This is a genomic window from Agrobacterium sp. T29 (assembly GCF_006970545.1).
In the GTDB taxonomy this organism is placed as follows: domain Bacteria; phylum Pseudomonadota; class Alphaproteobacteria; order Rhizobiales; family Rhizobiaceae; genus Agrobacterium; species Agrobacterium leguminum.
The window spans coordinates 1137172-1162500 of the sequence record NZ_CP040641.1 but is presented as its reverse complement, the minus strand read 5'-3'; the positions used below and the strand labels follow the sequence as shown (position 1 = coordinate 1162500).

Below are 25329 nucleotides of genomic sequence, written 5' to 3'. Positions count from 1 at the left end.
CTGAAGCGGGCGACCAGCGCATGCGCATTGCCGGGGTAGGTGAAGCGCACATAGGTGACAGCGCCCGAATTGCTCCAGGTGCGGCGCTCCACGACAAGACACGCCTGCCTGTCGGAAATGCCGAGCAGGCGCGCGATCTCCTTCGACGGTGTCTCGGCGCTGATCCGGTGTTCGGCAGTGCTCCAGGGAACATGGCCGAGCAGCCAGGGACCCGGCGCAATTTCGGTGAAGTCGGTTTCAGCCGCTTCCGGCACGGCCGTCAGATTGATGAGGCGCTGTTCGACACAGAATTCCCGCGCACCGGCGAAATGGATGCAGAGAATGTCGAGCAAGGGTGTCTCGACGGAAACGTCGAGCCACTCACGATCCGCGCTTTTCGCGCTGCGCCTTTCGCGCTCCAGGATTTTGAAGCCATAGTCGAGGCCAAGGGATTCGACCTCGGCCCCGATATCGTGAATTTGAAGAACGGCGGACTGGATCTGCGGCTGGCGAACGAAACTGCCGGATTTCTTGCGGCGTTCGATCAAACCGGCCTTGGCGAGCTGGCCCATGACCTTGTTCACGGTCATGCGCGAACAATGATATTGATCGGCGAGGTCGACCTCGAAAGGCAACCGATGACCCGGCGGCCATTCTCCCGAAACGATCCGGCCCTCGATCTCACTGAGGATACGCTGGTGCAGGGTCTGCCCGGCTGCTGCTTTCGTCACGTCCGCAATGCCTTTCCCCGCTGGCTTTTTCCTGTTTCCGCCGAGCCCATATCAGCTATCGAGAAGTTCAGCCATGACCTTGTTGAAACGATCGGATATTTCGCGGCGATGGATATGCCGGCCGGCCTGCACGCGCTTTTTGCCGCGCACCCAAACGGAATCGACAGAAACGCCGCCCGCGAATATCCACTGATCGAGAATCTGGGATATCGGAAGATAAGAAACGGCGGAAACATCAAGAGCGACGAAATCGGCGCTTTTTCCATTTTCCAGACCGTTTCGCGACGCCAGAGCCCTGCCGCCGCCCTCAAGCGCCTGCCGGAAGAGTTTTTCTCCCGTGGAATGGCCGGCATCGGCGATGACATTGCGTGCCCGATGCGAGAGGCGTTGTGAATATTCGAGCGTTCGCAATTCTTCCGGCACGGAAATCAGAATGTTGGAATCGGATCCGACACCATAATGGCCGTTTTCAGCGAGAAACGCCGGAGCCGGGAAGATGCCGTCGCCGAGATTGGCTTCGGTGATCGGGCAGAGGCCGGCAACAGCACCGCTTTTTGCCATGCCTCGCGTTTCGGTTTCCGTCATGTGTGTCGCATGGATAAAGCACCAGCGGCCATCGACCGGCGCGTTTTCAAGCAGCCATTCCACCGGTCTCGCACCGGAAAAGGCGAGCGAATCTTCCACTTCTTTCGTCTGTTCCGCCACATGAATATGGATCGGCCCGCCTTTTGCCAGCGGCTCGATGGCTGCCAGCTCGTCGCCGGTCACTGCACGCAGGCTGTGCGGCGCGATCCCGAGTGTGGCACCCGGCAGCCTGTCCACCACGGCCTGCGCACCCTGCATCAGCTTTCCGTAACTGTCGAGCGAATGAATGAAACGCTTCTGCCCGTCGATCGGCGCCTGGCCGCCGAAACCGGAATGGGCATAAAAGACCGGCAACAAGGTGAGGCCGATACCCGTCTGCGAGGCGGCCGCGCCGATACGTTCAGCCATTTCGGCGATATTGCCGTAATGCGAGCCATCCCTGTCATTATGCAGATAGTGAAATTCTCCAACCCGCCCGAAACCGGCCTCAAGCATTTCCATATAAAGCTGGGCGGCAACCGCCTCGACATGGTCAGGCGTCATGGAGAGCGCGAATTTATACATGACGGTGCGCCAGCTCCAGAAACTGTCATCGCCGGGACCACGGATTTCGGCAAGCCCGGCGATGGCCCGCTGAAAGGCGTGGCTGTGAAGATTTGGCATGGCCGGGACAATGACGGCATGTCGCTCATCCTGCGGCTGCGGGGAAACGCCTGTTTCCACGGATAAGATGACGCCGCCATCGCAGACGATGCGAACACCCTTCGCCCATCCATCCGCCAGAAGCGCTGCGCCCGCGTGAATTGCCGTCATGCCACCCTCTCCTTTGGTTCTGTCCGGCAAGGCCATTTCAAACACGAAATTGCAGCTTGCCAAGCCGATTATTATGTATATACATTTAACTCACAAAGGAAAGGCGAAAAGCAAATGCCAGGGAACAAATCTGCAAACGGAACGGCGACGGGGAACGCCACGGCTTTGTGGCGCAACGCCCGGCTGGCAACCTTCAATCCCGCCATGGAAGGCATCGGCGCCGTCGAAAACGCCGTCATTGCCGTGCGTAACGGCCGCATCGCCTTTGCCGGCCCTGAAAGCGATCTGCCCGCCGATCTGGCAACGGCCGATGAGACCAATGATTGCGGCGGCCGCTGGATCACCCCTGCCCTGATCGACTGCCACACCCATCTCGTCTTCGGCGGCAACCGCGCCATGGAATTCGAGATGCGGCTGAATGGGGCGACCTATGAAGAGATCGCCAAAGCGGGCGGCGGCATTGTTTCTTCGGTGCGCGACACGCGCGCGCTTTCGGAGGATGCTCTGGTGGCGCAGGCTCTCCCGCGCCTCGACACGCTTCTTTCCGAAGGCGTTTCCACTGTCGAAATCAAATCCGGTTACGGTCTCGACATTGAAACCGAGCTGAAAATGCTGCGCGTCGCCCGCAGGCTCGAGACATTGCGGCCGGTGCGCATCGTCACCAGCTATCTCGCCGCGCATGCGACACCTGCAGACTATAAGGGGCGCAACGCCGATTATATTGGCGATGTCGTTCTGCCTGGGCTGGAAAAAGCCCATGCGGAAGGACTGGCGGATGCGGTTGACGGTTTTTGCGAAGGCATCGCCTTTTCCGTCGAGGAGATCGACCGGGTTTTCAAGGCTGCAAAACAGTATGGCCTTCCGGTCAAACTGCATGCCGAGCAGCTTTCCAACCTTGGCGGTTCCGAGCTTGCGGCATCCTATAACGCCCTTTCGGCCGATCATCTGGAATATCTTGATGAGGCCGGTGCGAAGGCGCTGGCGAAAGCGGGAACCGTGGCCGTGCTTCTTCCCGGCGCTTTCTATGCGCTCAGGGAAAAACAATTGCCGCCGGTGCAGGCCCTGCGCGATGCCGGGGCCGACATTGCGCTGGCAACGGACTGCAACCCCGGCACATCGCCGCTCACCTCCCTGCTGCTGACCATGAATATGGGCGCAACGCTTTTCCGCATGACCGTGGAAGAGTGCTTGACCGCAACGACACGCAACGCGGCAAAGGCGCTCGGCCTGCTTACGGAAACCGGCACGCTGGAGGCTGGAAAATCCGCTGATTTCGCCATCTGGGACATCGAGCGTCCGGCAGAACTTGTCTACCGCATCGGTTTCAATCCGCTCCACGCCCGCATTTTCAAGGGACAGAAGGTTCTCCCATGACCATGAAGAGCATCACGCTTCACCCCGGCAATGTCACCTTAGCCGATCTCGCCGAGATATACTGGGAGAACGGCAGCGCCAAACTCGACCGCAGCTTCGATAAAGGCATTGAAAAGGCGGCGGCCCGCATCGCCGAGATCGCTGCCGGCAATGCGCCGGTCTATGGCATCAATACCGGTTTCGGCAAACTCGCTTCCATCAAGATCGACGCGGCCGATGTGGCGACGCTGCAGCGCAATCTCATCCTGTCGCATTGCTGCGGGGTCGGCGCGCCGCTTCCTGAAAATGTCGTGCGGCTGATCATGGCGCTGAAGCTGGTTTCGCTCGGTCGCGGCGCATCCGGCGTGCGGCTGCAGCTTGTGCGGTTGATCGAAGCCATGCTGGAGAAGGGCGTCATCCCCGTCATTCCCGAAAAGGGTTCGGTTGGGGCTTCCGGCGATCTCGCGCCGCTGGCCCATATGGCGGCGGTGATGATGGGCGAAGGCGAGGCCTTTTATGCGGGCGCGCTTCTGCCAGCCGGCGAAGCGCTTGCGAAAGCCGGACTGACCCCGGTGGTGCTTGCCGCCAAGGAAGGGCTGGCGCTGATCAACGGCACGCAGACTTCGACGGCGCTGGCGCTCGCCGGTCTTTTCCGCGCCCATCGCGCAGCACAGGCGGCGCTGATTACCGGTGCGCTTTCCACAGATGCCGCCATGGGGTCCTCCGCACCTTTCCATCCCGATATTCACAGCCTGCGTGGCCATAAGGGCCAGATCGACGCGGGAGCGGCGCTTCGTAATCTGCTGGAAGGTTCGGAAATCCGTGTCAGCCATATCGAGGGTGATGAGCGGGTGCAGGATCCCTATTGCATTCGTTGCCAGCCGCAGGTGGATGGCGCCTGCCTCGATCTTCTGCGGCAGGTGGCCCGCACGCTGGAAATCGAAGCCAATGCCGTGACCGACAATCCGCTGGTGCTTTCAGACAATTCCGTCGTCTCCGGCGGCAATTTCCACGCCGAACCGGTGGCCTTTGCCGCCGACCAGACGGCGCTCGCCATTTGCGAGATCGGCGCGATCGCCCAGCGCCGCGTGGCGCTGCTGGTCGATCCGGCCCTCTCCTATGGTCTGCCGGCCTTTCTTTCCAAGAAGCCCGGGCTGAATTCCGGCCTGATGATCGCCGAAGTCACCTCCGCCGCGTTGATGAGCGAGAACAAGCAGATGGCGCATCCGGCCTCGGTGGATTCCACACCGACCTCCGCCAATCAGGAAGACCATGTCTCCATGGCCTGCCACGGCGCGCGCCGCCTGCTGCCGATGACGGACAATCTTTTCGCCATTCTCGGCATCGAGGCGCTTTCGGCTGTGCAGGGCGTGGAGTTGCGTGGGCCGCTGAAAACGAGCCCCGAACTGCAAAAGGTGATTGCGGCATTGCGCACGGCGGTGCCTTCGCTGGAAGAGGACCGCTATATGGCGCCGGACCTGAAGGCTGCGGCGGAATTGATTGCCTCCGGCGCGCTGGTCGCGGCAATTTCGGATGGCATTCTGCCGAAGCTGGAGGTTTGAGATGCGAGTCTTGGACGTCAAAGAAGGCACCTCGCCGATCATCCTCGGACTACCTCACACCGGCACGGATGTTCCGGCTGAGATTTGGGATCGTCTCAACGATAACGGCAAAATTCTCGCCGATACGGACTGGCATATCCATGAGCTCTATGCCGGCCTTCTTGAGAATGCGACAACCGTAAGGGCGACCTTCCATCGTTATGTGATCGACGCCAACCGCGACCCGGCCGGGGTCAGCCTTTATCCGGGCCAGAACACAACCGGGCTTGTTCCGGAGACCGATTTCGACGGCGAGCCGATCTGGAATGAAGGACAGGAACCCGCGGCGGACGATACTGCCTACCGTCTGGAGAACTTCCACGCGCCCTATCACGCGGCCCTTGCGGCGGAAATCGAGCGGGTCAAATCCATCCACGGCATCGCCATTCTCTATGATTGCCATTCGATCCGTTCGCATATTCCCTTCCTGTTCGAAGGCAAGCTGCCGGATTTCAACATCGGCACGGATATGGGCAAGACCTGCGATCCGACCATCGAAAAGATCGCCGTCGAGGTGACCGCCGCTGCAGAGGGTTACGACAGCATTCTGAACGGTCGTTTCAAGGGCGGCTGGACGACGCGCCATTACGGAAAACCGCAGAGCGGCGTGCACGCCATTCAGATGGAGCTGGCGCAATCCACCCATCTTCAAAGCGAGACGCCGCCTTTTGCCTATGACACGGGCAAGGCCGAACGGCTTCGCTCCCATCTCAAAACCATTCTCACGCGCATGGAAAAATTTGCGCTCGACACGAAACGATAAGGGGAAGACACATGAACAATCCACGCCACAATATTCGCGATGTCCGCTCGCCGCAGGGCACTGACCTCAATGCCAAAAGCTGGATGACGGAAGCGCCGCTGCGCATGCTGATGAACAATCTCGACCCTGACGTGGCCGAGCGCCCGCATGAGCTGGTGGTTTATGGCGGCATCGGCCGCGCCGCCCGCACCTGGGACGATTTCGACCGCATCGTCGCGACGCTGAAGGATCTGAACGAGGACGAAACCCTCGTCGTGCAGTCCGGCAAGCCGGTCGGCGTGTTCCGCACCCACAAGGATGCGCCGCGCGTGCTGATCGCCAATTCCAACCTCGTGCCGCACTGGGCGAACTGGGATCATTTCAACGAGCTGGATAAGAAGGGCCTTGCCATGTACGGCCAGATGACGGCCGGTTCGTGGATCTATATCGGCACGCAGGGCATCGTGCAGGGCACCTATGAAACCTTCGTCGAGGCTGGCCGCCAGCACTATGACGGCAACTTGAAGGGCAAGTGGATTCTCACCGGCGGTCTCGGCGGCATGGGTGGCGCACAGCCGCTCGCCGCCGTCATGGCCGGCGCCTGCTGCCTCGCCGTCGAATGCGATGAAACCCGCGTCGATTTCCGCCTGCGCACCCGTTATGTCGACGCGAAGGCGCATACGCTCGATGAGGCGCTGGCGCTGATCGACCAATGGACCAAGGCGGGCGAGGCGAAATCCGTCGGCCTGATCGGCAATGCGGCGGAAATCTTCCCGGAACTCGTCCGTCGCGGCGTTCGTCCCGATATCGTTACCGACCAGACCTCGGCGCACGATCCCGTCCATGGTTACCTTCCGGCCGGATGGACCGTTGCCGAATGGCGCGCCAAGCAGGAAAGCGACCCGAAGGCCGTTGCGGCTGCCGCTCGCGCCTCCATGAAGGTGCATGTGCAGGCCATGGTCGATTTCTGGAACGCCGGCGTTCCGACACTCGATTACGGCAACAATATCCGCCAGGTCGCCAAGGATGAGGGCCTGGAAAACGCCTTCGCCTTTCCGGGCTTCGTACCGGCCTATATCCGCCCGCTATTTTGCCGCGGCATCGGCCCGTTCCGCTGGGCGGCCCTTTCCGGCGATCCGGAAGACATCTACAAGACCGACGCCAAGGTGAAGGAACTGCTGCCTGACAACAAGCACCTGCACAACTGGCTGGACATGGCGCGCGAGCGCATCGCGTTCCAGGGCCTGCCGGCGCGTATTTGCTGGGTCGGCCTTGGCGACCGTCACCGTCTCGGCCTCGCCTTCAACGAAATGGTCAGGAACGGCGAGCTGAAGGCGCCGATCGTCATCGGACGCGACCATCTGGATTCCGGCTCCGTCGCCTCGCCCAACCGCGAGACCGAGGCCATGAAGGATGGCTCGGACGCCGTTTCCGACTGGCCGCTTCTCAATGCACTGCTCAACACCGCATCCGGCGCGACCTGGGTGTCGTTGCATCACGGCGGCGGCGTCGGCATGGGCTTCTCGCAACATTCCGGCATGGTCATCTGCGCCGATGGCACCGACGATGCCGCTCGCCGGCTGGAGCGCGTGCTGTGGAATGACCCGGCAACCGGCGTCATGCGCCATGCCGATGCCGGTTACGACATCGCCGTGGAATGCGCCAAGGAACAGGGCCTGCGCCTGCCCGGCATTCTCGGCAATTGAGCCTCTTTCGGCCGGAAAGAGAAACACCTCTTTCCGGCCGATCCCTCTCAAGAGTGGAAAACCATGACCCTGCTGCGCGCAAGCGATTACAAGCGAATGCCCTGGAAAAACGGCGGCGGCGAGACGGTGGAAATCGCCATCTTTCCACCTGCGTCTTCCGTCGAGAATTTCGACTGGCGCATCAGCATGGCGACGGTGGCGAGCGACGGGCCGTTTTCGATCTTCCCCGGCATAGACCGCACCCTCTCCATTCTTGAGGGAAACGGCATGGCGCTGGCAATTGCGGCGGGCGATCCGCTGTTGCTGACAGTGGAAAGCCTACCCCTGCCCTTTCCGGCCGATGTTCCCGTGAATGCGACCCTGCCCGATGGCGCGATCACCGATCTGAACGTCATGACCCGCCGCTCGCGCTTTCGTCATGTCGTTAAAAGGCATTCCGGCCCGTTTTCGGGAAAAGCCGCCGGAAACACGACGCTTGTGCTGGCACTCGACCCGCTGGCGGTTTTAACCGGTGAAGGCGAGAACCGATTGGGGAAGCTGGATGGTCTGCTGATCGAAGGCGGTTTACCGTTCGCCGTCGAAGGAGATCGACGCGAAAGCGCGTTTTTCCTGATCACCCTCGAGCGTCTCTGAAGCCTTCGGGAAAAGGCTTCACAAATTTTGTCCAGACAATGCCCAAACCGCTGCCGCCTCAGTCCAGGCCCAGCGGATCGGCCACCCGTGGCCAAAGCTCAAGGCTCGCCTTGCGATAGGGCGTTTTCGCCGGATCGGTCGGATAAGACGTCGGGGCCGCGATATAAACGATCTCGGAGGCGACCGGCGCAAACCCCGCATGAAAATGGTTGGTGGACTTGACCAGCAGCACATCTTTTTTCGCAAAATCCACGCCGAGATTGGAAAAGATATCCGGCTCATAAGTTTGCGTGCGGCTGGTGATGAGGATGATATCGATCTGCGTACCGAGCGGCCGAACGACGGCGGCACGACCGAGCGTTACGCGGCTGTTGCGGAAACTCTGCCAGCCGGCCTCGGCCGTGCGCATCACCTTTATGCGGAAATCGAGCGGCTCGCCGCCTTCCGGGCTGGATTTGCCGCCGATGCGCAGGTCGATCTCGGCCCCCTCGCCCGCTGCATGACAGAAAGACACCGCAATCGGGTCCCAGATCGTCGCGACGGCGATATTGTCCATGCCACGCTCCACCATGCGCCGCAAAATATGGGTGGCGTCACCGGCGACACCGCCGCCCGGATTATCCCAGATATCCGATACGACGACCGGCCTGTCCGGATTATTGCTGCGAATGGCAAGAACCTGGTCGAGACCTGATTCAGTATCCAGCATCGGCATGGCGGTCAGCTTGCGCATGGCATAAAGCTCATGGCCAAGCTTTTCGGCCAGCGCATCGCCCTTTGCCCTGTCATTATCGGTCACGACAACGATGCGCGTTCCCATATCCGGCACATCGCCCGCCATGAAACCGTGAATGACGGAAATCGACAGGATGCCGTCCTTGCCTTCCATCGCCTTCAGCCGGTCGACGTAAGAGCGCATCGGCTCGCGACTGGTGGGATAAATGGTGATCATGCGGCAATCGAAAGTGGAGATGACCGGCTTGATCTCCCCCCGAAGCGTGCGCAGCGCCATTTCCACCACATGCTCGCCGCGCTCTTCGAAGTCCGTATGCGGAAACTCCAGAAACGTCGCCATAATATCGAGATTTTTGACCCGAAGCGCCGTCAGATGGCTGTGCGGATCGAATTCCGCCGCAACCAGCACATCCGGTCCGACCAATGCGCGGACGCGCGACAGGAAATCCCCTTCCGGATCGTCATAACCCTGCGCCACCATGGCGCCGTGCAGACCGAGCACCACGGCATCGACCGGCAGGGCGGCATTGAGTTCGGCGAGAATCGTATCCCGCAGCGTTTCATAGGTCTGGCGCTGGATAAGACCCGCCGGTTCCGCCCAGCAGGAGGTTCCCTCTATTACCGTGAACCCTTCCGCCTTACCGCGACGGCGCAAGATCGGCACTGGCGACGAGCAAAGCGTCGGCGTTTCGGGATGCTCCCCCGGCCCGGCATAAAAAGCCGCGCGAAAGGCGTCCATATCCGTCGGGACTGGTGAAAACGTGTTGGTTTCGGTGGCGAGTGACGCCGTGAAGATGCGCATGTCTCTAGATTCTCGTTACCGCAATCTGCCCTTCGGCAGCTTTATTTCAGAATTTAATTAGCCGGGTAATTTTACCAGACCGTGCCGCGGGCCGCGACCTGCTCAACCCGCGTCACGACACCGTTTCGATGGAAAACCATCCTGTCGAAAAGATTGCTGACGACGCAGGTATGGTTCGGCACGACCTTGACCACATCGCCGATTTCAGGCCGGCCCGAGGCGCAGCCGGATAGATCGACAACCGCATGTTCTTCTGAAAGCGAGATGATTTTCGCACCTTCGTAGCCTTCGAGCAGCCCGTAATCGCTGAAACCCAGAAGATCCGAGGTCAGGGCCTTGGAGCCGCAATCCAGCACAGCCCGATCGGCTGTCGGTCGCGATACGACGGTGGCAAGAACATGCATGGCAAGATCGCCCGCCGTGCAATGTCCGGCGCGCAGCATGGCGCGATCATTATAGACATAGGTGCCGGCCCGATGTTCGGTGGCGGAAGGAACGAGATGGGCGGCGTAAAAATCCGGAGAACCGCCGCTGGACCGCACCGGGCAATCCATGCCCTTTGCCGCCAGCAATGCCATGGTCTCGCGAAGGAAGTTCTCCACTGTCACGGCTCCGCCCGGTGCCGGATAGGTCAAAATACCCTTGAATGTGAGGCCCGGTGCCGCCGCGATCTTTTCCGCAAGCGCCAGTGCCGCTTCCGGCGTCTGCACACCGCAGCGCTTGCCGCCCGTGTCGCATTCGACCAGCACGGCAAGCGGCCTTGCCGCATCGAATGTATCGGCAAGGCCGGCAATCGTGACCGCGCTATCGGCAACCACGCTCAACCGACCGATGCGCGCATTCAGCGCCTTCAGCCGCGACAGCTTTGCTGCACCGAGAATATTATAGGTGATCAGAATGTCATCGAAACCGGCATCCGCAAAAACCTCCGCCTCACTGACTTTCTGGCAATTAATGCCGATGGCGCCGGCCTGAAGCTGCTGCTTTGCGACGGCCGGTATCTTGTGCGTCTTGATATGCGGCCGAAAGGCCTTGCTGTGATCATCCAGATAGGATTGCGCCCTGAGGATATTGGCGGCGAGCCTGTCCTCGTCGATGACAGGCATCGGCGTCGAAATCGCATTGAGGGGTGTACCCGCATCAGGCCAGGGATAGGTCATCATCTACTCTCAAACATCGGCAAATTGGGCTTCAGGCCAGCGGCTTATAGGCGATAACGTCCATTTCCACCTTGGCATCGACCATCAGCGGAGATTGCACGGTGGAGCGCGCCGGCGGATGATCGATGAAATATTTCTGGAAGACGGCGTTAAAGCTCGAAAAATCCCGGGCATCGTCCAGCCAGACATTGACCTTGACCACATCCTCAAGCGTACAATCGGCAAGCGCCAGAACATCCTTGATATTCGCAACCACCTGCTCGGTCTGCGCCACGATCCCGCCGGTCACCACCTCGCCATCGACGGTGGGCACCTGCCCGGAAACATACACGAAATCGCCGGCCCGGACGGCCTTGGCAAATGGTCGCCGCTGTCCGCCAGCCTGATTGTCCGCCGCCTCATATCGTATCAGTTTCGGCTTTTGCATGAATCCTCGCAAATTATTTTCATAATTCCAGAAATTTTCGCGATTTGTAGCCGATTTTATGATGCATTTCCATAAGCAATGTAAATTATTTAGCAATGGCGCAGATTACTTGCGAGATCCGCTGCTGTGCTTACCGCTGTTGATTATAGGGAAATGTATGGCTCATGGTCGATATATGGCGTGATTCATGGGGGAACATCATGCTTATGATGCGGTTCCCATCGGCATTCGCGCTCCATTCCACTCGCCAAATTCGGCATCCATGGAATTTCCAGCACAAGTTTGCCGCGGCTAACCTCTTAGGAGAGGTACTAGGCACGTCTCGCTTCGGCCGGCCCTTCAACCAGCTCACCCTCGTGCGGAAAGCCGATCGCTCGCTGTCACTCTGTCCGTGATCTTTTGCGCAATCTTCTGCGCCTGCACACGAATATCCGGAACGGCGGTAATTTCCCAGAAGCGGCCCGCCGTCAGCGCACCGGCGGCGAAAAGACCGGGCCAGCTTCGTCCGTCCGTCCGCAGCAAACGAGACTGGCCATCGACTTCCACCCCGAGCCCGAAGGGATCGAGCAAAATGACACCGTCACCGCGCATCGTTTCGAGAAGCCGCGAATGGCCGATGCCGGCCCGCTCCATCCCCGTGCAATTGACGACCCAATCGACCTGCAATTCCTTCAATATCTGCGTATGCCTGCGGCGGTAACGCACGGCGATCCCCTCCTCTCCTTCTTCTATGGAGCGAAGGTAACCCGCATGAATTTCAAGAACACCATCTGAAAGCAATTTCCCGAAAGCGCCAGACACTTCAGGCGCGATACGGTGCCGGTGGATGTTCCACCACGGCAAGGCATGCCGAAGAAACCGGCTGCGCTGCGCAGGTGTAAGACGTTGCCAAAGCGATTGAGTTTGCGGCCGCAAACCGTCCATGACGGTGCGCCACGGCGCACCATCGCGCACCTGCCTGCGCAGAGAGTGCAGCAACCGGCTAATCTCCGTTGAGCCTTCAGGTAAATTCGGCCCCGCGGACGGTGACGGCGGGCTGACATGCGGATGCGGCACCAGACCACGACGGGACAGAACATGGATTGGCCCCCGGTGTCCTTTTCCCCTCAGAGTCAAAACCTGATCGATCATTGTCAGGCCCGACCCCAGAATACAAATGCGATCCCCGGCTTTGATTTTGGACAACCATCCCGGCTGCCAGCAGTGGCCGATGACACGTTGCGGGCCCTCTTCTTCCCTTGCGACAGTTTGCACCGGCAAACTCGCAGCGCCAACACCCAGACACAGAACGACATTCTGCGCGCGCAGCTGCTCACCATTTTCCAGTGTAAAAGAAAATCCGCCCGTGCCATCCGGCCGACAGGCCGAAGCCTTCGCCCGAACGAAATCCACCCGGGCCCGTTGCTCCCTGCTTCTGAGCAGGCCGGCCAGCCTGTCGCGAAGATAAAGGCCATAGTCACCGCGCGAGGCGAACAGCAGGGGATTGTCCGCGATCCCGTTTTCCGCCAACCAGTCGACAAAGTCATCAGGCTTGTCAGGGAAGACACTCATTCGCCCGGCCGGCACATTCAGACGATGATAGGGCAGCTCCGTGCGATAGGCGGTGCCGCGCCCGAAATCCGACTCATCGCCGACGATAGCAATAGAGGCTTCCGCCGGCAGGGACGACAGAAGATGGGCGGCGGTACAGATGGCCGAAAAACCCGACCCGACGAGAGCGACATCATAGGACATTCATTCCTCCAACCTGCGACAGCTTGAACAGCCAGACGACGGGTGTCGAACCCAACGATACTCTAGTCAACGAGTAGAGATTAAACAGATGCGAATGTCTACCCTTCACTTTCTGGCGCCGGGATTATCGGAGGTATAGAAGGTCAAGCACAAAAGTTAGCCGCGGCAAACTTCCGCACGGGACGGATACTCCGCACGCCAAAAAGACACGATCACGCCCCTCAGTGTGATCGCCAAGACGAAGTTAGCCGCGGCTAACCGTCAAACTGTCACAAAAAGCAAATGTGATTCTTCCACAATGCTTTAGCGGCACTTTCCAACCTGAGAAAAAAGCCTATTGCGCCAAAAAGAGAATCGGCGCTTATATCTCAGTTGCGGAAAAAACCGCCTTTTTCGAAAAAAACCGCTACTGCAATTTCGAGCGAAAGAAGACCGATGACACAGAGTGCCGATTTAAGACGTGCCGCAGGAGCACCCGACCTGACGAGTCTTATACAACAGCATTCGGCTGCGTTGTCAGCCCAATTGCAGGCTCATAATGCAAATACATTTTCACCGCACACCGAAAAGAGCATGCGCCATTTCTCGCCGGCGGAAACCGCACGGTTGATCGGCATCGGCGAAGCCTATCTTCGCCAGATCGCCGCCGAGCGTCCGGAGCTCGATGCAGCGCAGGCTTCCGGTCGTCGTTCCTATTCCGTCGAGGATATGGACGAAATCAGAAAATTCCTCGATCAGGGCGCGCGTGGCACACGCCGTTATCTGCCGCATCGCCGTGACGGCGAAGAGTTGCAGGTCATCGCGGTCATGAACTTCAAGGGCGGTTCTGGAAAAACCACGACATCGGCGCATCTGGCACAATATCTGGCGCTGCGCGGTTACCGGGTGCTTGCCATCGATCTCGATCCGCAGGCCAGTCTGTCCGCTCTCTTCGGTCATCAGCCGGAGATCGATGTCGGTCCGAATGAAACGCTTTATGGCGCGATCCGTTACGACGATGAACGCCGGCCGATCGCGGAGATCGTTCGTGGCACCTATATTCCCAATCTCCATATCGTTCCGGGCAATCTGGAGCTTATGGAATTCGAACACGACACGCCCCGCGCCCTGATGCGTCGCGCGCCGGGCGATACGTTGTTTTTTGCCCGCATCGGCCAGGCAATAGCCCAGGCGCAGAATTTCTATGACGTCGTGGTGATCGATTGCCCGCCGCAGCTTGGTTATCTGACACTTTCGGCGCTGACGGCTGCCACATCGGTTCTCGTCACCGTTCATCCGCAAATGCTTGATGTGATGTCGATGAACCAGTTCCTTGCCATGACCGGCGACCTTCTCGCTGAAATCGGCAGGGCGGGAGCGCGTTCCGACTATAACTGGATGCGTTACCTGATCACCCGTTTTGAACCGAGCGATGGGCCGCAAAACCAGATGGTCGCGTTCCTGCGCTCGATTTTCGGTGAAAACGTCCTCATCCACCCGATGCTGAAGAGCACGGCCGTCTCGGATGCCGGACTGACCAACCAGACACTTTTCGAAGTGGAAAGAACCCAGTTCACCCGGTCCACCTATGACCGTGCGCTGGAAGCCATGAACAACGTAAACGCTGAAATCGAAGGACTGATTAAAAAAGCGTGGGGTAGGGCAGCATGAGCAGAAAACAGATCTTTGCCAATCTCGGTACGCCGGGCACCGACAGCAACGAGACTGCCACCGAGCGGTCGCGTCCGCGTATCCGGCCCATCCTCGGGTCTCCGGAACTCGTGACGGATGTTCTGAATTCCCCGGTCGGCATGATCGGCCAGTCGCTCAATGAAGTATCGGAACGCGCCAAGCGGGCAGAAGAGATCGAAAAGCAGCTCGCGGAAGGTCTTACGATCGTTTCGCTCAGCCCTGCCGATATCGATCCCTCTTTCATACCGGATCGTATGCCAGCCTCGGAAGAGGCGGATGCAGGTCTGGTAGAGGCCATTCGTGAACAGGGCCAGCAGGTTCCCATTCTTGTGCGCCCGCATCCCGAATTCCCCGGCCGTTATCAGGTTGCCTTCGGTCATCGTCGCCTGCGCGCCGTTTCCAGCCTCGGTATTCCGGTCAAGGCGGTCGTTCGTGATCTCAGCGACGAGCAGCTGGTGGTCGCCCAGGGACAGGAAAACAACGAGCGTCGCGACCTCACCTATATCGAAAAGGCACGTTTTGCCCAGAAACTGCAGATGCGGTTTCCTCGGGATACGATCATGGCCGCCATGTCGCTGCACAAGGGCGATCTCTCCAACATGCTGTCGGTTGTCGGCCGCATTCCCGAGGATCTGGTCGATCTGATTGGTCCGGCCCCGACTGTCGGCCGTCGTAACTGGATGGATCTTGCCGATCAGCTTTCCTCCTCGCAGGTCAAGGAAGCAGCCCGCGCCTATGTCAAGGATGCATCGGTTGCCGCCCTGCCATCGGAAGAACGTTTCAAGTCGCTTCTGGATTTTCTGAAGCCCAAGGCGCAGGCGAAAAAAACCGGCGTCTGGTCATCGCAAACCGGCGGCCGGCTGGCAAAGGTGGTCGAGAGCGACCGCAAGCTGGATATCTCTATCGACAAGAACGAAGCCCCGGAATTTGCCGAGTTCGTTCTGGAACATCTTCAGACGCTGTTTGCCGAATACCGGTCCAAGCAGTGATTTTTAACTCGAACGACTAACAGGAGACGCATCACAAAAGAAAAAAGCCCCCGAACGTTGCCGCGCGGAAGCCTTTCTTTGATTTAAGCACCCGAAGAATCTCATTTCCGCGAATCATAGTCAAGAGTCTTGGCATCGAATTTTTCGGTGAGCGATTTTCTTTTGCCTTGTGAAAGGTGAAAGACATGGACAGCACATGTGTAACGACGCCCTTTGGGCGGCGAGCGATGTCGTTTGGCGTCCTCGCGACCCAGTTCGCCGCGCAGAAAAACAAGAAAATCGAAGCGGTCGATAAATGGAAACTCTATCGTTCGGTCTGCGAAGCCAGGCCATTGCTCGGCGTGACTGATCGCTCGCTTGCGGTCCTGAACGCGCTTTTGAGTTTTTATCCGAAAAACGAGCTTTCCAGCGAAGCCGGATTGGTCGTCTTCCCGTCGAATACGCAATTGTCACTCAGGGCCCATGGCATGGCCGAGCAGACATTGCGCCGGCACCTTTCGGCTCTTGTCGAGGCCGGTCTCATCATTCGCAAGGACAGCCCTAACGGAAAACGATACGCCCGCAAGCATAGGGGAGGGGAAATCAGCGAGGCTTACGGTTTTTCGCTGGCGCCGCTTCTTGCCCGCAAAGCGGAAATCGAGGAACTGGCCGAACGTATCGTCAGCGAGCGGCTCGATCTTCAGCGGCTTCGTGAAAATATCAGCCTTTGCCGCCGCGATATCCAGAAACTCTGCGAGATGATTGCCGCGAGCGGTGAAGTCGAAACCTTCGAAGGGTTTCAGACCCGCTACAATGCCATTGCCCGCTCTCTCGGCCGCAATTCCAAGCCAGCGGAACTTCGGGAAATCGCCGGATTTTTGGCCTCTTTGCGCGCGGAAGTGACCAACTATCTGGAAAATATTGAAAAATCGGAAAAAACGGGCGGCAATGACTGCCAAAATGAGCGCCTCATAAAGAATTCAGAATCCGAATCCATATCTGAACGGCAAGATTTGCGCGAACCGGCAACCGTTGCACCTGCCAGTACGGCAAGCACCCAGCCGGCATATGTGGCACCCGTCAGTGCAAAAGCTTCGCCGCAGTCAGCAAAGCCTGTTCTTCATAAGCAATTTTTTGTTCCTGATATTGTTTTGGTTTTGAAGGCTTGCCCGGATATCTCACTCTATGCCCCAGGCGGAGCGGTTACCGGATGGCGCGATCTCGAAGTGGCGACATCCGTCATCAAAACCATGTTCAACATCAGCCAGTCGGCGTATCAGGATGCGCTTGTCACATTCGGCCGACAGGGAACGGCAGCCATTCTCGCATGCCTTTTGCAGAAAGCGGACCAGATAAGCTCGCTCGGCGGATATCTGCGTAACCTGACCCGTAAGGCGCAGGACGGCGGCTTCGATGTGCAGACTATGCTTCTGGCGCAGTTGCGAGGGCGTAAGGACACCATGGAGGCGAACATGCTTTCGTGAGTTCACACGGGCCTCGGGAAATGGTCATCGCTTGCGGAAAAAGCAGACGGAAGTTACATTAACGCCGTTTCCGCAAGTAGAAAGAGATTCGCATGAGGCTGCTGTAGCAACAGTGCAGCCGGTGGATTTCTATGGTTAATGCAAGGTAATGAAAACTAAGTTAGGTTTAGCTTTCGTTTGCGTTTTTCCGTGATTGGTTTCAATCGCTTGAGTCGAGGGTGTTTTTCGTCGAAATTGCGACGAGAAGAGCGGAAAAGTGCAATCTGTATGCACGAAGCACCTGGCAAAACAGGCATGTGGTACTGAGTAGAAGTGCATGCTCGGGCGCCGCAAGACCGGGACATGGCCATCGGAAGTGACTGGACGGTGGACTGACAAAGCCTCGCGCCGAGGCAGCGAAGTTGAACTTTCTGCAAGATCCTGCGTTTGCGCTTGATTGCTGGAACGGATGGCTGAGCTGATGAGTTTTCCGGATGACATGGAACTGGCCGTCGCCCTCTACATGGCGGATAACGCTTTGCCCCGGGAAAGGGCTATCGAAAAGCTCCTGAGGGCGGAACTCGAAAACACTGGCCATCTGCCCGGTGGCGAAGGACGGCCGCCGGAGATCGTCGGTGGGCAGCCGAGCGCCGACTATGTTCAATATAGCTCCTATCTTGATGGGGATAGCTGACGAGCGGCGGAACCAAAGCGGGCGAGGGCTGTTTATGGCGCAGATAATTGTGCCAGGATATGCGTCCCATGTTTCCCAGATCATTTTTTCTCTCAGCCGCACTCGCCGCGATGACGAGCCTGCCGGCAATTGCCCAGCCTCTTGAGGTCAGCACGCTTGCGGTTTCCAGTGCCGACAGCATTCCACTTTTGCCAGAGGCCGCGACCCCGAACTACATTACCGACGTCTCTGGGAAGAAAGTCCGTCTGGTTGGGCCGCGTTTTTATCCCGACAGTGCGCGGGCGCTGGAGTTTCCCGGCCGAAGATCGAACCCGGTTGCATCGGGCAGCGAAGAGGCTTTGTCGCAACGGTGAGGGGGCGTGTTGAGAAGACCGGTCGAAATATTGCGGCGGAGGTGGAATGAGAACCGGGGGTGAGCTTCAAGGACGCAAAGCGGATGCGGAAAACTGGATAAGGCAGGAGGGCCAGGATGCCGGCAAGGCCAGTTTCCCCGAATTATTCTTCGATCTGGTCTTTGTTTTCGCGCTGATCCAGCTCTCCCACGCGCTGGTCAAGGATTTTGGGCCGACGGCGGCGCTTGAGGCCGGCATCCTGATATTGTCGCTCTGGTGGCTATGGATACACACCACCTGGATCACAAACCTGCTGAACACGGAAAAGGAGCCAGTCAGGATCCTGCTGTTCGTGCTGATGTTCGGCGGCATTCTGCTGGCCATCGCGCTGCCGGAGGCTTTTGCGGAACAGGGCCTTGTCTTCGCCCTGATCTACAGCGTGATGCAGGTCGGTCGAAGCCTGTTCGCCCTCTATGCGTTCAGGGGTGAAGACCGGCAGTCTTTTCTGGTCTTCGTGCGCGTGACGATCTGGCTCGTGGTATCGAGCCTGTTCTGGCTGGCCGGTGGGCTCGTCGATCTGGCGGATCGCATTCTCCTGTGGGGCATCGCACTTGCAATTGAATATGCCGGCCCCGCCTGCCGTTATGTCGTGCCGGGTGTAGCCTCGAGCGACGAGGACAGGCTGCATCTTTCCGGCGAGCATCTGGCGGAGCGATGTGCGCTCTTCGTCATCATCTGCCTTGGCGAAACGATCCTAACCACGGGACGCACGGCCACCGAATATATGAATTCGGGCCTGACATTCATCGTCTTCTGCTCCGCTTTCGTCAGTACCGTGGCGATGTGGTGGATTTATTTCCATCATGGGCAGGAGGAGGCTTCGAGAAAAGCCGAGAATGCCGAAGAAAAGGCGAAGATCGCCCATAATCTTTTTAACTACGGGCATTTGCCCATCGTGGCCGGTATCATCCTGACGGCGGTGGGTGAGGATTTCAGCCTCTCCCATGCGCGGGATGGCGCAACGATGCGCGAAGCGCTCGCCATTCTCGGCGGTCCGGTCCTGTTTCTGGCCGGCAATATCGGCGTCAAGATCGCCGTCGCCTATCAGCGACCGGTTTCGCATTTTGCCGGCGTGGCGGCGCTCTGCCTGCTTTTGCCGGTGCCGGGTATTCCCCTCTTCGTGCTGCAACTGGCGAGCACGGCAATTCTTCTGCTTGTCGCCCTTTGGGAATATCTGGCGCTGAAAAGGGCGGTCGCCAATGCCTGACCCTTGATCAGGCGTTGACGAGATTGCGCGCCCTGTCGTTCCAGAGCCGAAGGCTGCGGGCATAGGCTTCCTCGAAGGGCAGAGCCATATCGTTGACCAGCATCAGCGCGATGGCCGTCGTGGAGATGATAGTGGTTTCTGCCCTTTCGTCCCTTGCGGCACCCGTCCAGACCGCCCGCCAATATTCGAAGGTTGTGAACATGGTCGGCATTTCGGCGGGCGGCGTTTCGCGTGCGGGAACGATGAATTCCACATCCCTGCCTTTCGAAAGACCGAAAATCCGGGTGCTGCGAAACGGCGTGAATTGCGCGAAATCCCGCGTATTGCCGAGAATGGCGAGGTTTTCCACCGAAAGCAGCCGCGCCGTGTCCCGATGAAGTTCCTGATAGGACGGGCGGGCGACGCCGATGATCGTGCTTCTGGCGCGAAGCGGATTGAGAAGATGCACGACCGTATTGAGCGGCAGGCGCATCTCCAGAATGCCGTACAGGCCAAGCAGGCTTTGAAACTGCAGGGACAGACCACCGATCGGCAGGTAGGCAATGCGTTCCGAGGCTGTGGCTTTCGCCGCCTGCGAAAGCGAGTGGCAAAGGGGAATGCCGCAGGCCTGTGCTGCAAGTTCAAGCTTGCCGCCGTTTTCTCCCTGCCCCACATGCCCGTGCAGCAGGACGCTATATCCCGCCATGGCGACAAGACGCGCGGAATGGAGGAACCACGGCGCATCGCGATGTTTCGGCGACATATAAGCGGGCCAGTCGAGATCCACCGATGCAGGTCCTTGCTGGTCCCTCTCTATATGTCGCCACATGGCTTCAATGAAACCGGCAAGCTCCGCCGCGGTCACGCCGCGATAATTCATCGTGGCAAGCAGCGCGCCTATCTGTATCGGGTCGGCATCCCCATCGAGAATGATAGAGAGCGCGTCCATCGCTTCCACCTGGCTGAGCGGGCGGCTGTTGCCGATACCCATCGCCGAGGTCGCGATATATTTGGCAAGCCTCTGCTGCGGATCGGCATTGTGGCCGATGCGCGCAAGACGGTCGGCGATGTTTTCCGGTGTCGGCTGACCTTCCAGAAGAACGCTGGGGCGAAGCGAAAGCGGCGGCGCCTTCATCAGCACAGGCCGCTCCCAGCCGCTTGCACTGGCGTTGGCCGGGGCGGCGGGTTTTTCCTGCGAATAGTCGATCAGGTTCTCGGCCTCCGCCGCCAGCGAACGAATGCGCAGCCGCATGTTTTCGGCAAAGGGGGTGGGACGCAGGCCCTGACCTGTGCGCAGAAAAAGCTGGTCACCGTATCTTTCGCGCAGCTGCTGCAATATCCGGCTCATGGAAGATGTCGGCAGTCCCATGCCCGCCGCCGCGCGGCTGACGCTGCCTTCCCGCAACAACGCATCGAAAGCGACAAGTAATTTCAACTGCCCAAGCCTGTCGGGTTTTGTCGTGGAGGCTGGTTCATCTTTTCTCTTGCCGGTTGTCATCTTGCGATTTTTTTACTCCGCCTCTTGTCCGGGGAGCCCTTTTTGCAATTTCTGGAATTTAGAACTGTTCGAAAACAAACGCGTTGCGCCCGCACTCCCTCCTAAATAAGTGGGGTTAAATTCTCAAGTTAAATGCGGGGGCATAACATGGAATTGAAGTACCGCGGCCGCGAAAAGTCCGCGACGATAATAAAAGCCGGTCTTTCGGCAGCAATGGCGGGAACGGCGCTTAGCATTGCTCTGCCCGTTTTTGCGCAGCAGGCGTCTGAGGGGAACACGGTTCTTCAGCAGATCGTCGTCACCGCATCCGGTTTCGAGCAGAATGTGAAGGACGCTCCGGCCAGCATCACGGTTGTGACGCGGGAAGATCTGGAAAAGGGATCCTATCGCGACCTGACCGATGCCCTGCGGGAAGTTCAGGGCGTATCCGTCACCGGCATTGCTAATGAAAAGGATATTTTCATTCGCGGTCTGCCCGGTGCTTACACGCTGGTTCTGGTTGACGGCAAGCGGCAGAGCACGCGCGATGCCCGCACCAACGGAAATTCCGGTTTCGAACAGAGTTTCGTGCCGCCGGTTTCGGCGATCGAGCGTATCGAAGTGGTGCGCGGGCCGATGTCCTCGCTTTATGGTTCGGATGCCATGGGCGGTGTCATCAACATCATCACCCGCAAGGTCGGCGATGTCTGGTCAGGTTCCGTCACCACCGAAGGCACGGTTCAGCAGCATTCCAAATTCGGCAATAGCGGCCAGGTCTCCTGGTACGCCAACGGACCGATCCTGAAGGACCAGCTCGGTCTGCAGCTCTGGGGCAGGGGCTTCACACGCGGCGAAGACCGTATTCTGAACGGCACCACGGGCGCCAAGGAATATGATTTCAACGGTCGTCTGACGTTTACGCCGAACGAAGATCACGACATCTATCTCGAAGGCGGCAAGACGCGGCTGCGCCGCAGCGCCGAGCCCGGCGACACGCTGGCGGCGACGGACGCCAACGGCACCTACAATACCAATACGCGCGACCACTGGTCATTGTCGCATACCGGCCGCTGGGGGCCGACCACATCCGAATTCTCGTTCCAGCAGGAATGGGCGGAGCGCACCAACTTCACCAGAAATATCCGCACCGGCCGCGTGACAGAAAACCCGCGCTCGCCGGAAGTGCGTAACACCGTTCTCGACGGTAAGTTCACCACGCCGTTCGAATTGTTCGGCAACCACACTCTGGTCACGGGCGGACAATATTTCGAGGCGCGGCTGACGGACCAGAACCCGGGACGCCGCACCGGCCGCGACGAAACATTTTCAGCGACGCAATGGGCGCTCTTCCTTGAGGATGAATGGCGCATTGTCGATAATTTCGCGCTGACGGGCGGTCTTCGTCTCGATAATCACGAGAAATACGGCAATCATTTCAGCCCGCGCCTTTATGGCGTCTGGAGCGCGACCGAGGAACTGACCATCAAGGGCGGCATCTCTACCGGTTTCCGCGCCCCGGAAATCCGCCAGATCGCACCGGGTTATGCCTATACGACGGGTGGTGGCGGTTGCACCTATGGCCAGAGCGGCACCTGCGGCGTGATCATCGGCGATCCCAACCTCGAAGCGGAAAAGAGCACGAGCTATGAAGTGGCTGCGCTTTGGGACAATGGCGACGTTGCTCTCGGCGCCACCTATTTCTACACCGATTTCAAGGACAAGATTTCCAACGCGCTGGTGCTCAATCCGGATGGAACGCCTGCCCGCTGGAGCGAAGACCGCAACTATCGTCTCTGGTACAATTACAACATCGACGATGCGGTCATTCAGGGCGTGGAACTGACGGCGACATGGTATGCGACGCCGGACCTGACGCTGCGCGGCAACTATACTTATACCCATTCCGAACAGAAAACCGGCGATTATGAAGGTTTCCCGCTGGCGCGCACGCCGGAACATATGGCCAATCTGCGCGGCGACTGGGTGACCCCAATCGACGGTCTGGAAGCCTGGGCCTCGCTGAACTACCACGGGTCGGAAATCAATGCCGGCCCACGCATCGGCACCAACGGCACGCCTGTGACGATCAACGGCAAGGCCGGGCGTAAATATGACGCCTACACGACCCTCGATATCGGCGCGAAATATGCGGTTGCCGAAAATGTCGACCTCAATGCCGCCATTTACAATGTCTTCGACAAGGATGTCGGCACCGACGATTTCAACACCGTCATGGAAGGCCGCCGTTTCTGGATCAGCATGACAGCGAAATTCTGATCCGTGGCCAACATTCACGAAATTTGGAGGCGCCCTTGGGCGCCTCTTTTTTTGGGCTATCGCCTATTGACCTCAACTATAGTTGAGGAATTATACCGGCTGCTCTTCACTATGTTTCCGCGTTTTCCGAGCGGAAATCGTTACGGAAGCAGGAGCCAGAATGGAAAATACCGTATTCAAGCACAGCCTGACGGTTGGAGAGGTTGCCCGCCGCAGCGGCATCGCCGTGTCCACCATCCATTTTTACGAGGCGAAGGGGCTGATTGAAGGCTGGCGAACCGCCGGTAACCAACGTCGTTATCATCGCGCCGTCCTGCGGCGTATCGCCATCATCCGCATCGCGCAGCGGGCGGGTATACAGCTCAGCATCATCAGGGATGCGATGGCCGATCTGCCGCAGGATCGGGTGGCGACGACGGCCGATTGGCGCAGGTTCTCCCAATCCTGGCGGGAAATGCTTCAGCTTCGCATCAACAGCCTTATCATGCTGCGCGATCAGCTTACCGGCTGTATCGGTTGCGGGTGCCTTTCGCTGGATGATTGTCCGTTGCGCAATCCGAACGATGTTCTGGCCGATGACGGCGCAGGTCCGCGCCGCCTCGTTTCTGCGGAATGAACGGGATTTCCGAACCGGAACGGTTGTTCCTCACTCGGAATCGGCTGCAACCCAGACGCTGACGCTGCCGCCATTGGTGGGAAAGACGCCCTTGCCGCTCTCATCGAGGGTAATCCGTTCTTCACGGTGCCCGAGAAAGTCGCGCCAGACCGCCCCGGCGCGATCTGGACCGAGATCGATCTGCTTTTCCGCCGGCTCGCCATTCGACATCACCACCACGCAGCCCGGCGCATCGGCGGTGCCGTGGCGAATAAAGGCGATGCAGCTTGCATGGTCGAGAATATCCGTCTGGGCTCCGTTGGCGAAACGGCTGCGGGCTTCGATGAGCTTCGGCAGGCATTCAATGGCGGGCATATCGATTTTATATTCGTTGCCGTCATTGCCGGTGTCGGTATAGCTCGTGCCGAACAGATCGGGATAAAAGACGCAGGGCACACCGTCTTCGCGCAGCAGGATGATCGCATAGGCAAGAGGTTTGAACCAGGGTTCCACCGGCGCTTCCAGCGATTGCAGCGGCTGCGTGTCGTGATTGTCGACCAGCGTGACGGCATGGTCTGGAACGGCGGAGACAAGCGAACCACCGAAGATGCTGCGCATATCGAAATCGCCGCCCTGTTTCGAGGCATCGTGGAAGCTGTGGTGAAGCGCGACATCGAAAAGCATCAGCTGCTTGTCGACGAGTTCGAGATAGCTTTTCAGCGCCTCGAGATCGGGGTGCCAATATTCCGCCACGACGAAAAGATCGGGATCGACCGTTTCGCGCATATGGCCGACCCAGTTGCGGAAGAACCAGGCCGGAATATGTTTGGCGGCATCCAGCCGGAAGCCATCGACCTGCACCTGCTCGGAGAGCCAGCGGCCCCAATATTTGAGTTCCTCATAAACCGCCCGGTTCCTGAACTCGACATCGGCACCCATCAGATAATCGAAATTGCCATTTTCCTGATCGACTTCCTCATTCCATTCCCCATCGCCATACTCATTGACGAGGCGGAATATGCCGTCTTCGGTCGGCTCCTCGATGTGGTCGACGCCGCTGAAGCACTTCATATCCCAGATGAATTTGGAGTGTTTGCCACTGCGGCCGGGAAAGGTGAAGCGGGTAAAGGCCAGCGCCTGAAAGTCTTCATCGTCGATTTCGGTACGGTCTTCGGGATTGACGCGGCGAACCCGCACCTTCTCCTTTTCATCCGCACCCATCTTGTGATTGAGAACCACGTCATGAATGACGCGGATGCCGTTTTCCTTCAGCGTCCGGCCCGCATGTTCGAGAGCGGCGCGATCGCCATATTTGGTGGCGACGGTGCCCTTCTGGTCGAATTCACCGAGATCGAAGAGATCGTAGGTATCGTAACCGACCGAATAACCGCCGGCAGCACCCTTATAGGCCGGTGGCAGCCAGATATCGGTGATGCCCATTTTCGCAAGGCTTTCGGCCTTTTCGGCCACCTCGCTCCATAATTTCCCTCCGTCCGGATAATACCAATGGAAGAATTGAAGCAAGGTGCGTCCGGCCATATTTCCCTCACAGTCGTTAGCAGGTCGCGCCATAAACGGCCCGGCGGCGAAAGGGTTCCGCCGCCG

General features: G+C 58.8%; 21 protein-coding genes (1 of these 21 only partly in view). 13 read left to right on the top strand and 8 right to left on the bottom strand.

Translation table 11 applies throughout. From position 1 onward, the window contains the following. Together hutC and FGF54_RS20335 are read right to left on the bottom strand one after the other, a co-directional pair. A protein-coding gene (gene hutC, locus FGF54_RS20340; protein ID WP_142780930.1) for a histidine utilization repressor crosses the window boundary here: on the bottom strand, nt 1-710 show its 5' portion. It extends 16 nt beyond the left edge of the window; 710 of the gene's 726 nt are visible here — the first part of the coding sequence; the start codon lies at nt 708-710; its stop codon lies beyond the left edge, outside the window. A 51-nt stretch (nt 711-761) separates the two neighbouring features. After that, the gene (locus FGF54_RS20335) at nt 762-2108 is read right to left on the bottom strand and encodes a formimidoylglutamate deiminase (RefSeq protein ID WP_142780929.1); all 1347 of its coding nucleotides are present in this window, start codon (nt 2106-2108) and stop codon (nt 762-764) included. A gap of 114 nt (nt 2109-2222) precedes the next feature. On the opposite strand from FGF54_RS20335, the gene hutI reads away from it, so the two are divergent. From hutI to FGF54_RS20310, 5 genes are all read left to right on the top strand, one after another. Further along, the gene (gene hutI, locus FGF54_RS20330) at nt 2223-3482 is read left to right on the top strand and encodes an imidazolonepropionase (RefSeq protein WP_142780928.1); all 1260 of its coding nucleotides are present in this window, start codon (nt 2223-2225) and stop codon (nt 3480-3482) included. Then, a complete protein-coding gene (gene hutH / locus FGF54_RS20325; protein WP_142780927.1) occupies nt 3479-5023 on the top strand; it encodes a histidine ammonia-lyase in 1545 nt (514 codons plus the stop codon). Before hutI ends, hutH begins: the two co-directional genes overlap by 4 nt. A gap of 1 nt (nt 5024) precedes the next feature. Next, nucleotides 5025-5825 carry an N-formylglutamate deformylase gene (hutG, locus tag FGF54_RS20320; RefSeq protein WP_142780926.1) on the top strand — a complete coding sequence of 267 codons (801 nt, stop codon included), beginning with the start codon at nt 5025-5027 and terminating at the stop codon, nt 5823-5825. An 11-nt stretch (nt 5826-5836) separates the two neighbouring features. Beyond that, nucleotides 5837-7510, top strand: coding sequence for a urocanate hydratase (gene hutU, locus FGF54_RS20315; RefSeq protein WP_065656680.1), 1674 nt, complete (start codon nt 5837-5839; stop codon nt 7508-7510). 63 nt (nt 7511-7573) lie between these two features. Further along, on the top strand, nt 7574-8143 hold the full coding sequence (locus tag FGF54_RS20310) for a HutD family protein (RefSeq protein ID WP_142780925.1): 570 nt from the start codon (nt 7574-7576) through the stop codon (nt 8141-8143). Between the two features lie 58 nt (nt 8144-8201). Here the strand turns inward: FGF54_RS20310 and FGF54_RS20305 are convergent, their stop codons facing one another. The 4 genes from FGF54_RS20305 to FGF54_RS20290 form a co-directional block, all read right to left on the bottom strand. Continuing rightward, on the bottom strand, nt 8202-9680 hold the full coding sequence (locus FGF54_RS20305) for a M81 family metallopeptidase (RefSeq protein ID WP_059758292.1): 1479 nt from the start codon (nt 9678-9680) through the stop codon (nt 8202-8204). A 71-nt stretch (nt 9681-9751) separates the two neighbouring features. Further along, nucleotides 9752-10840 (bottom strand): D-TA family PLP-dependent enzyme, encoded by a 1089-nt coding sequence (locus FGF54_RS20300; RefSeq protein ID WP_142781591.1) that lies wholly within the window; start codon nt 10838-10840, stop codon nt 9752-9754. 31 nt (nt 10841-10871) lie between these two features. Continuing rightward, nucleotides 10872-11267, bottom strand: coding sequence for a RidA family protein (locus tag FGF54_RS20295; protein ID WP_142780924.1), 396 nt, complete (start codon nt 11265-11267; stop codon nt 10872-10874). Between the two features lie 348 nt (nt 11268-11615). Beyond that, nucleotides 11616-13001: an FAD/NAD(P)-binding protein gene (locus FGF54_RS20290; RefSeq protein WP_142780923.1), complete on the bottom strand. Its 1386-nt coding sequence runs from the start codon at nt 12999-13001 to the stop codon at nt 11616-11618. Between the two features lie 435 nt (nt 13002-13436). Between FGF54_RS20290 and repA the strand changes: the two genes are divergently transcribed. The 6 genes from repA (at nt 13437) to FGF54_RS20260 (ending at nt 19396) form a co-directional block, all read left to right on the top strand. Continuing rightward, complete coding sequence (repA, locus tag FGF54_RS20285) at nt 13437-14651, top strand: plasmid partitioning protein RepA (protein WP_026363408.1); 1215 nt, start codon at nt 13437-13439, stop codon at nt 14649-14651. Continuing rightward, the gene (gene repB, locus FGF54_RS20280; RefSeq protein ID WP_080854050.1) at nt 14648-15661 is read left to right on the top strand and encodes a plasmid partitioning protein RepB; all 1014 of its coding nucleotides are present in this window, start codon (nt 14648-14650) and stop codon (nt 15659-15661) included. Before repA ends, repB begins: the two co-directional genes overlap by 4 nt. Nucleotides 15662-15846: 185 nt before the next feature. Next, entirely contained in the window at nt 15847-17124 is a 1278-nt protein-coding gene (repC, locus tag FGF54_RS20275) for a plasmid replication protein RepC (protein WP_142780922.1), read from the top strand. A 460-nt stretch (nt 17125-17584) separates the two neighbouring features. Then, a complete protein-coding gene (locus tag FGF54_RS20270) occupies nt 17585-17797 on the top strand; it encodes a hypothetical protein (protein ID WP_142780921.1) in 213 nt (70 codons plus the stop codon). A 68-nt stretch (nt 17798-17865) separates the two neighbouring features. Next, a complete protein-coding gene (locus tag FGF54_RS20265) occupies nt 17866-18150 on the top strand; it encodes a hypothetical protein (protein WP_142780920.1) in 285 nt (94 codons plus the stop codon). Nucleotides 18151-18196: 46 nt separating this feature from the next. Then, nucleotides 18197-19396 carry a low temperature requirement protein A gene (locus FGF54_RS20260; protein ID WP_142780919.1) on the top strand — a complete coding sequence of 400 codons (1200 nt, stop codon included), beginning with the start codon at nt 18197-18199 and terminating at the stop codon, nt 19394-19396. Between the two features lie 7 nt (nt 19397-19403). On the opposite strand, the gene FGF54_RS20255 is transcribed toward FGF54_RS20260, so the two are convergent. Beyond that, on the bottom strand, nt 19404-20873 hold the full coding sequence (locus FGF54_RS20255) for a glycosyl transferase family protein (RefSeq protein ID WP_142780918.1): 1470 nt from the start codon (nt 20871-20873) through the stop codon (nt 19404-19406). A gap of 147 nt (nt 20874-21020) precedes the next feature. Here FGF54_RS20255 and FGF54_RS20250 point away from each other — a divergent pair, with 147 nt between their 5' ends. Both FGF54_RS20250 and soxR read left to right on the top strand, forming a co-directional pair. Then, nucleotides 21021-23129 (top strand): TonB-dependent siderophore receptor, encoded by a 2109-nt coding sequence (locus FGF54_RS20250; RefSeq protein ID WP_142780917.1) that lies wholly within the window; start codon nt 21021-21023, stop codon nt 23127-23129. Nucleotides 23130-23289: 160 nt separating this feature from the next. After that, the gene (soxR, locus tag FGF54_RS20245; RefSeq protein ID WP_003519761.1) at nt 23290-23745 is read left to right on the top strand and encodes a redox-sensitive transcriptional activator SoxR; all 456 of its coding nucleotides are present in this window, start codon (nt 23290-23292) and stop codon (nt 23743-23745) included. Between the two features lie 30 nt (nt 23746-23775). Here soxR and amyA read toward each other — a convergent pair whose 3' ends face one another. Beyond that, nucleotides 23776-25263, bottom strand: coding sequence for an alpha-amylase (gene amyA / locus FGF54_RS20240; protein WP_142780916.1), 1488 nt, complete (start codon nt 25261-25263; stop codon nt 23776-23778). Nucleotides 25264-25329 lie beyond the last annotated feature (66 nt).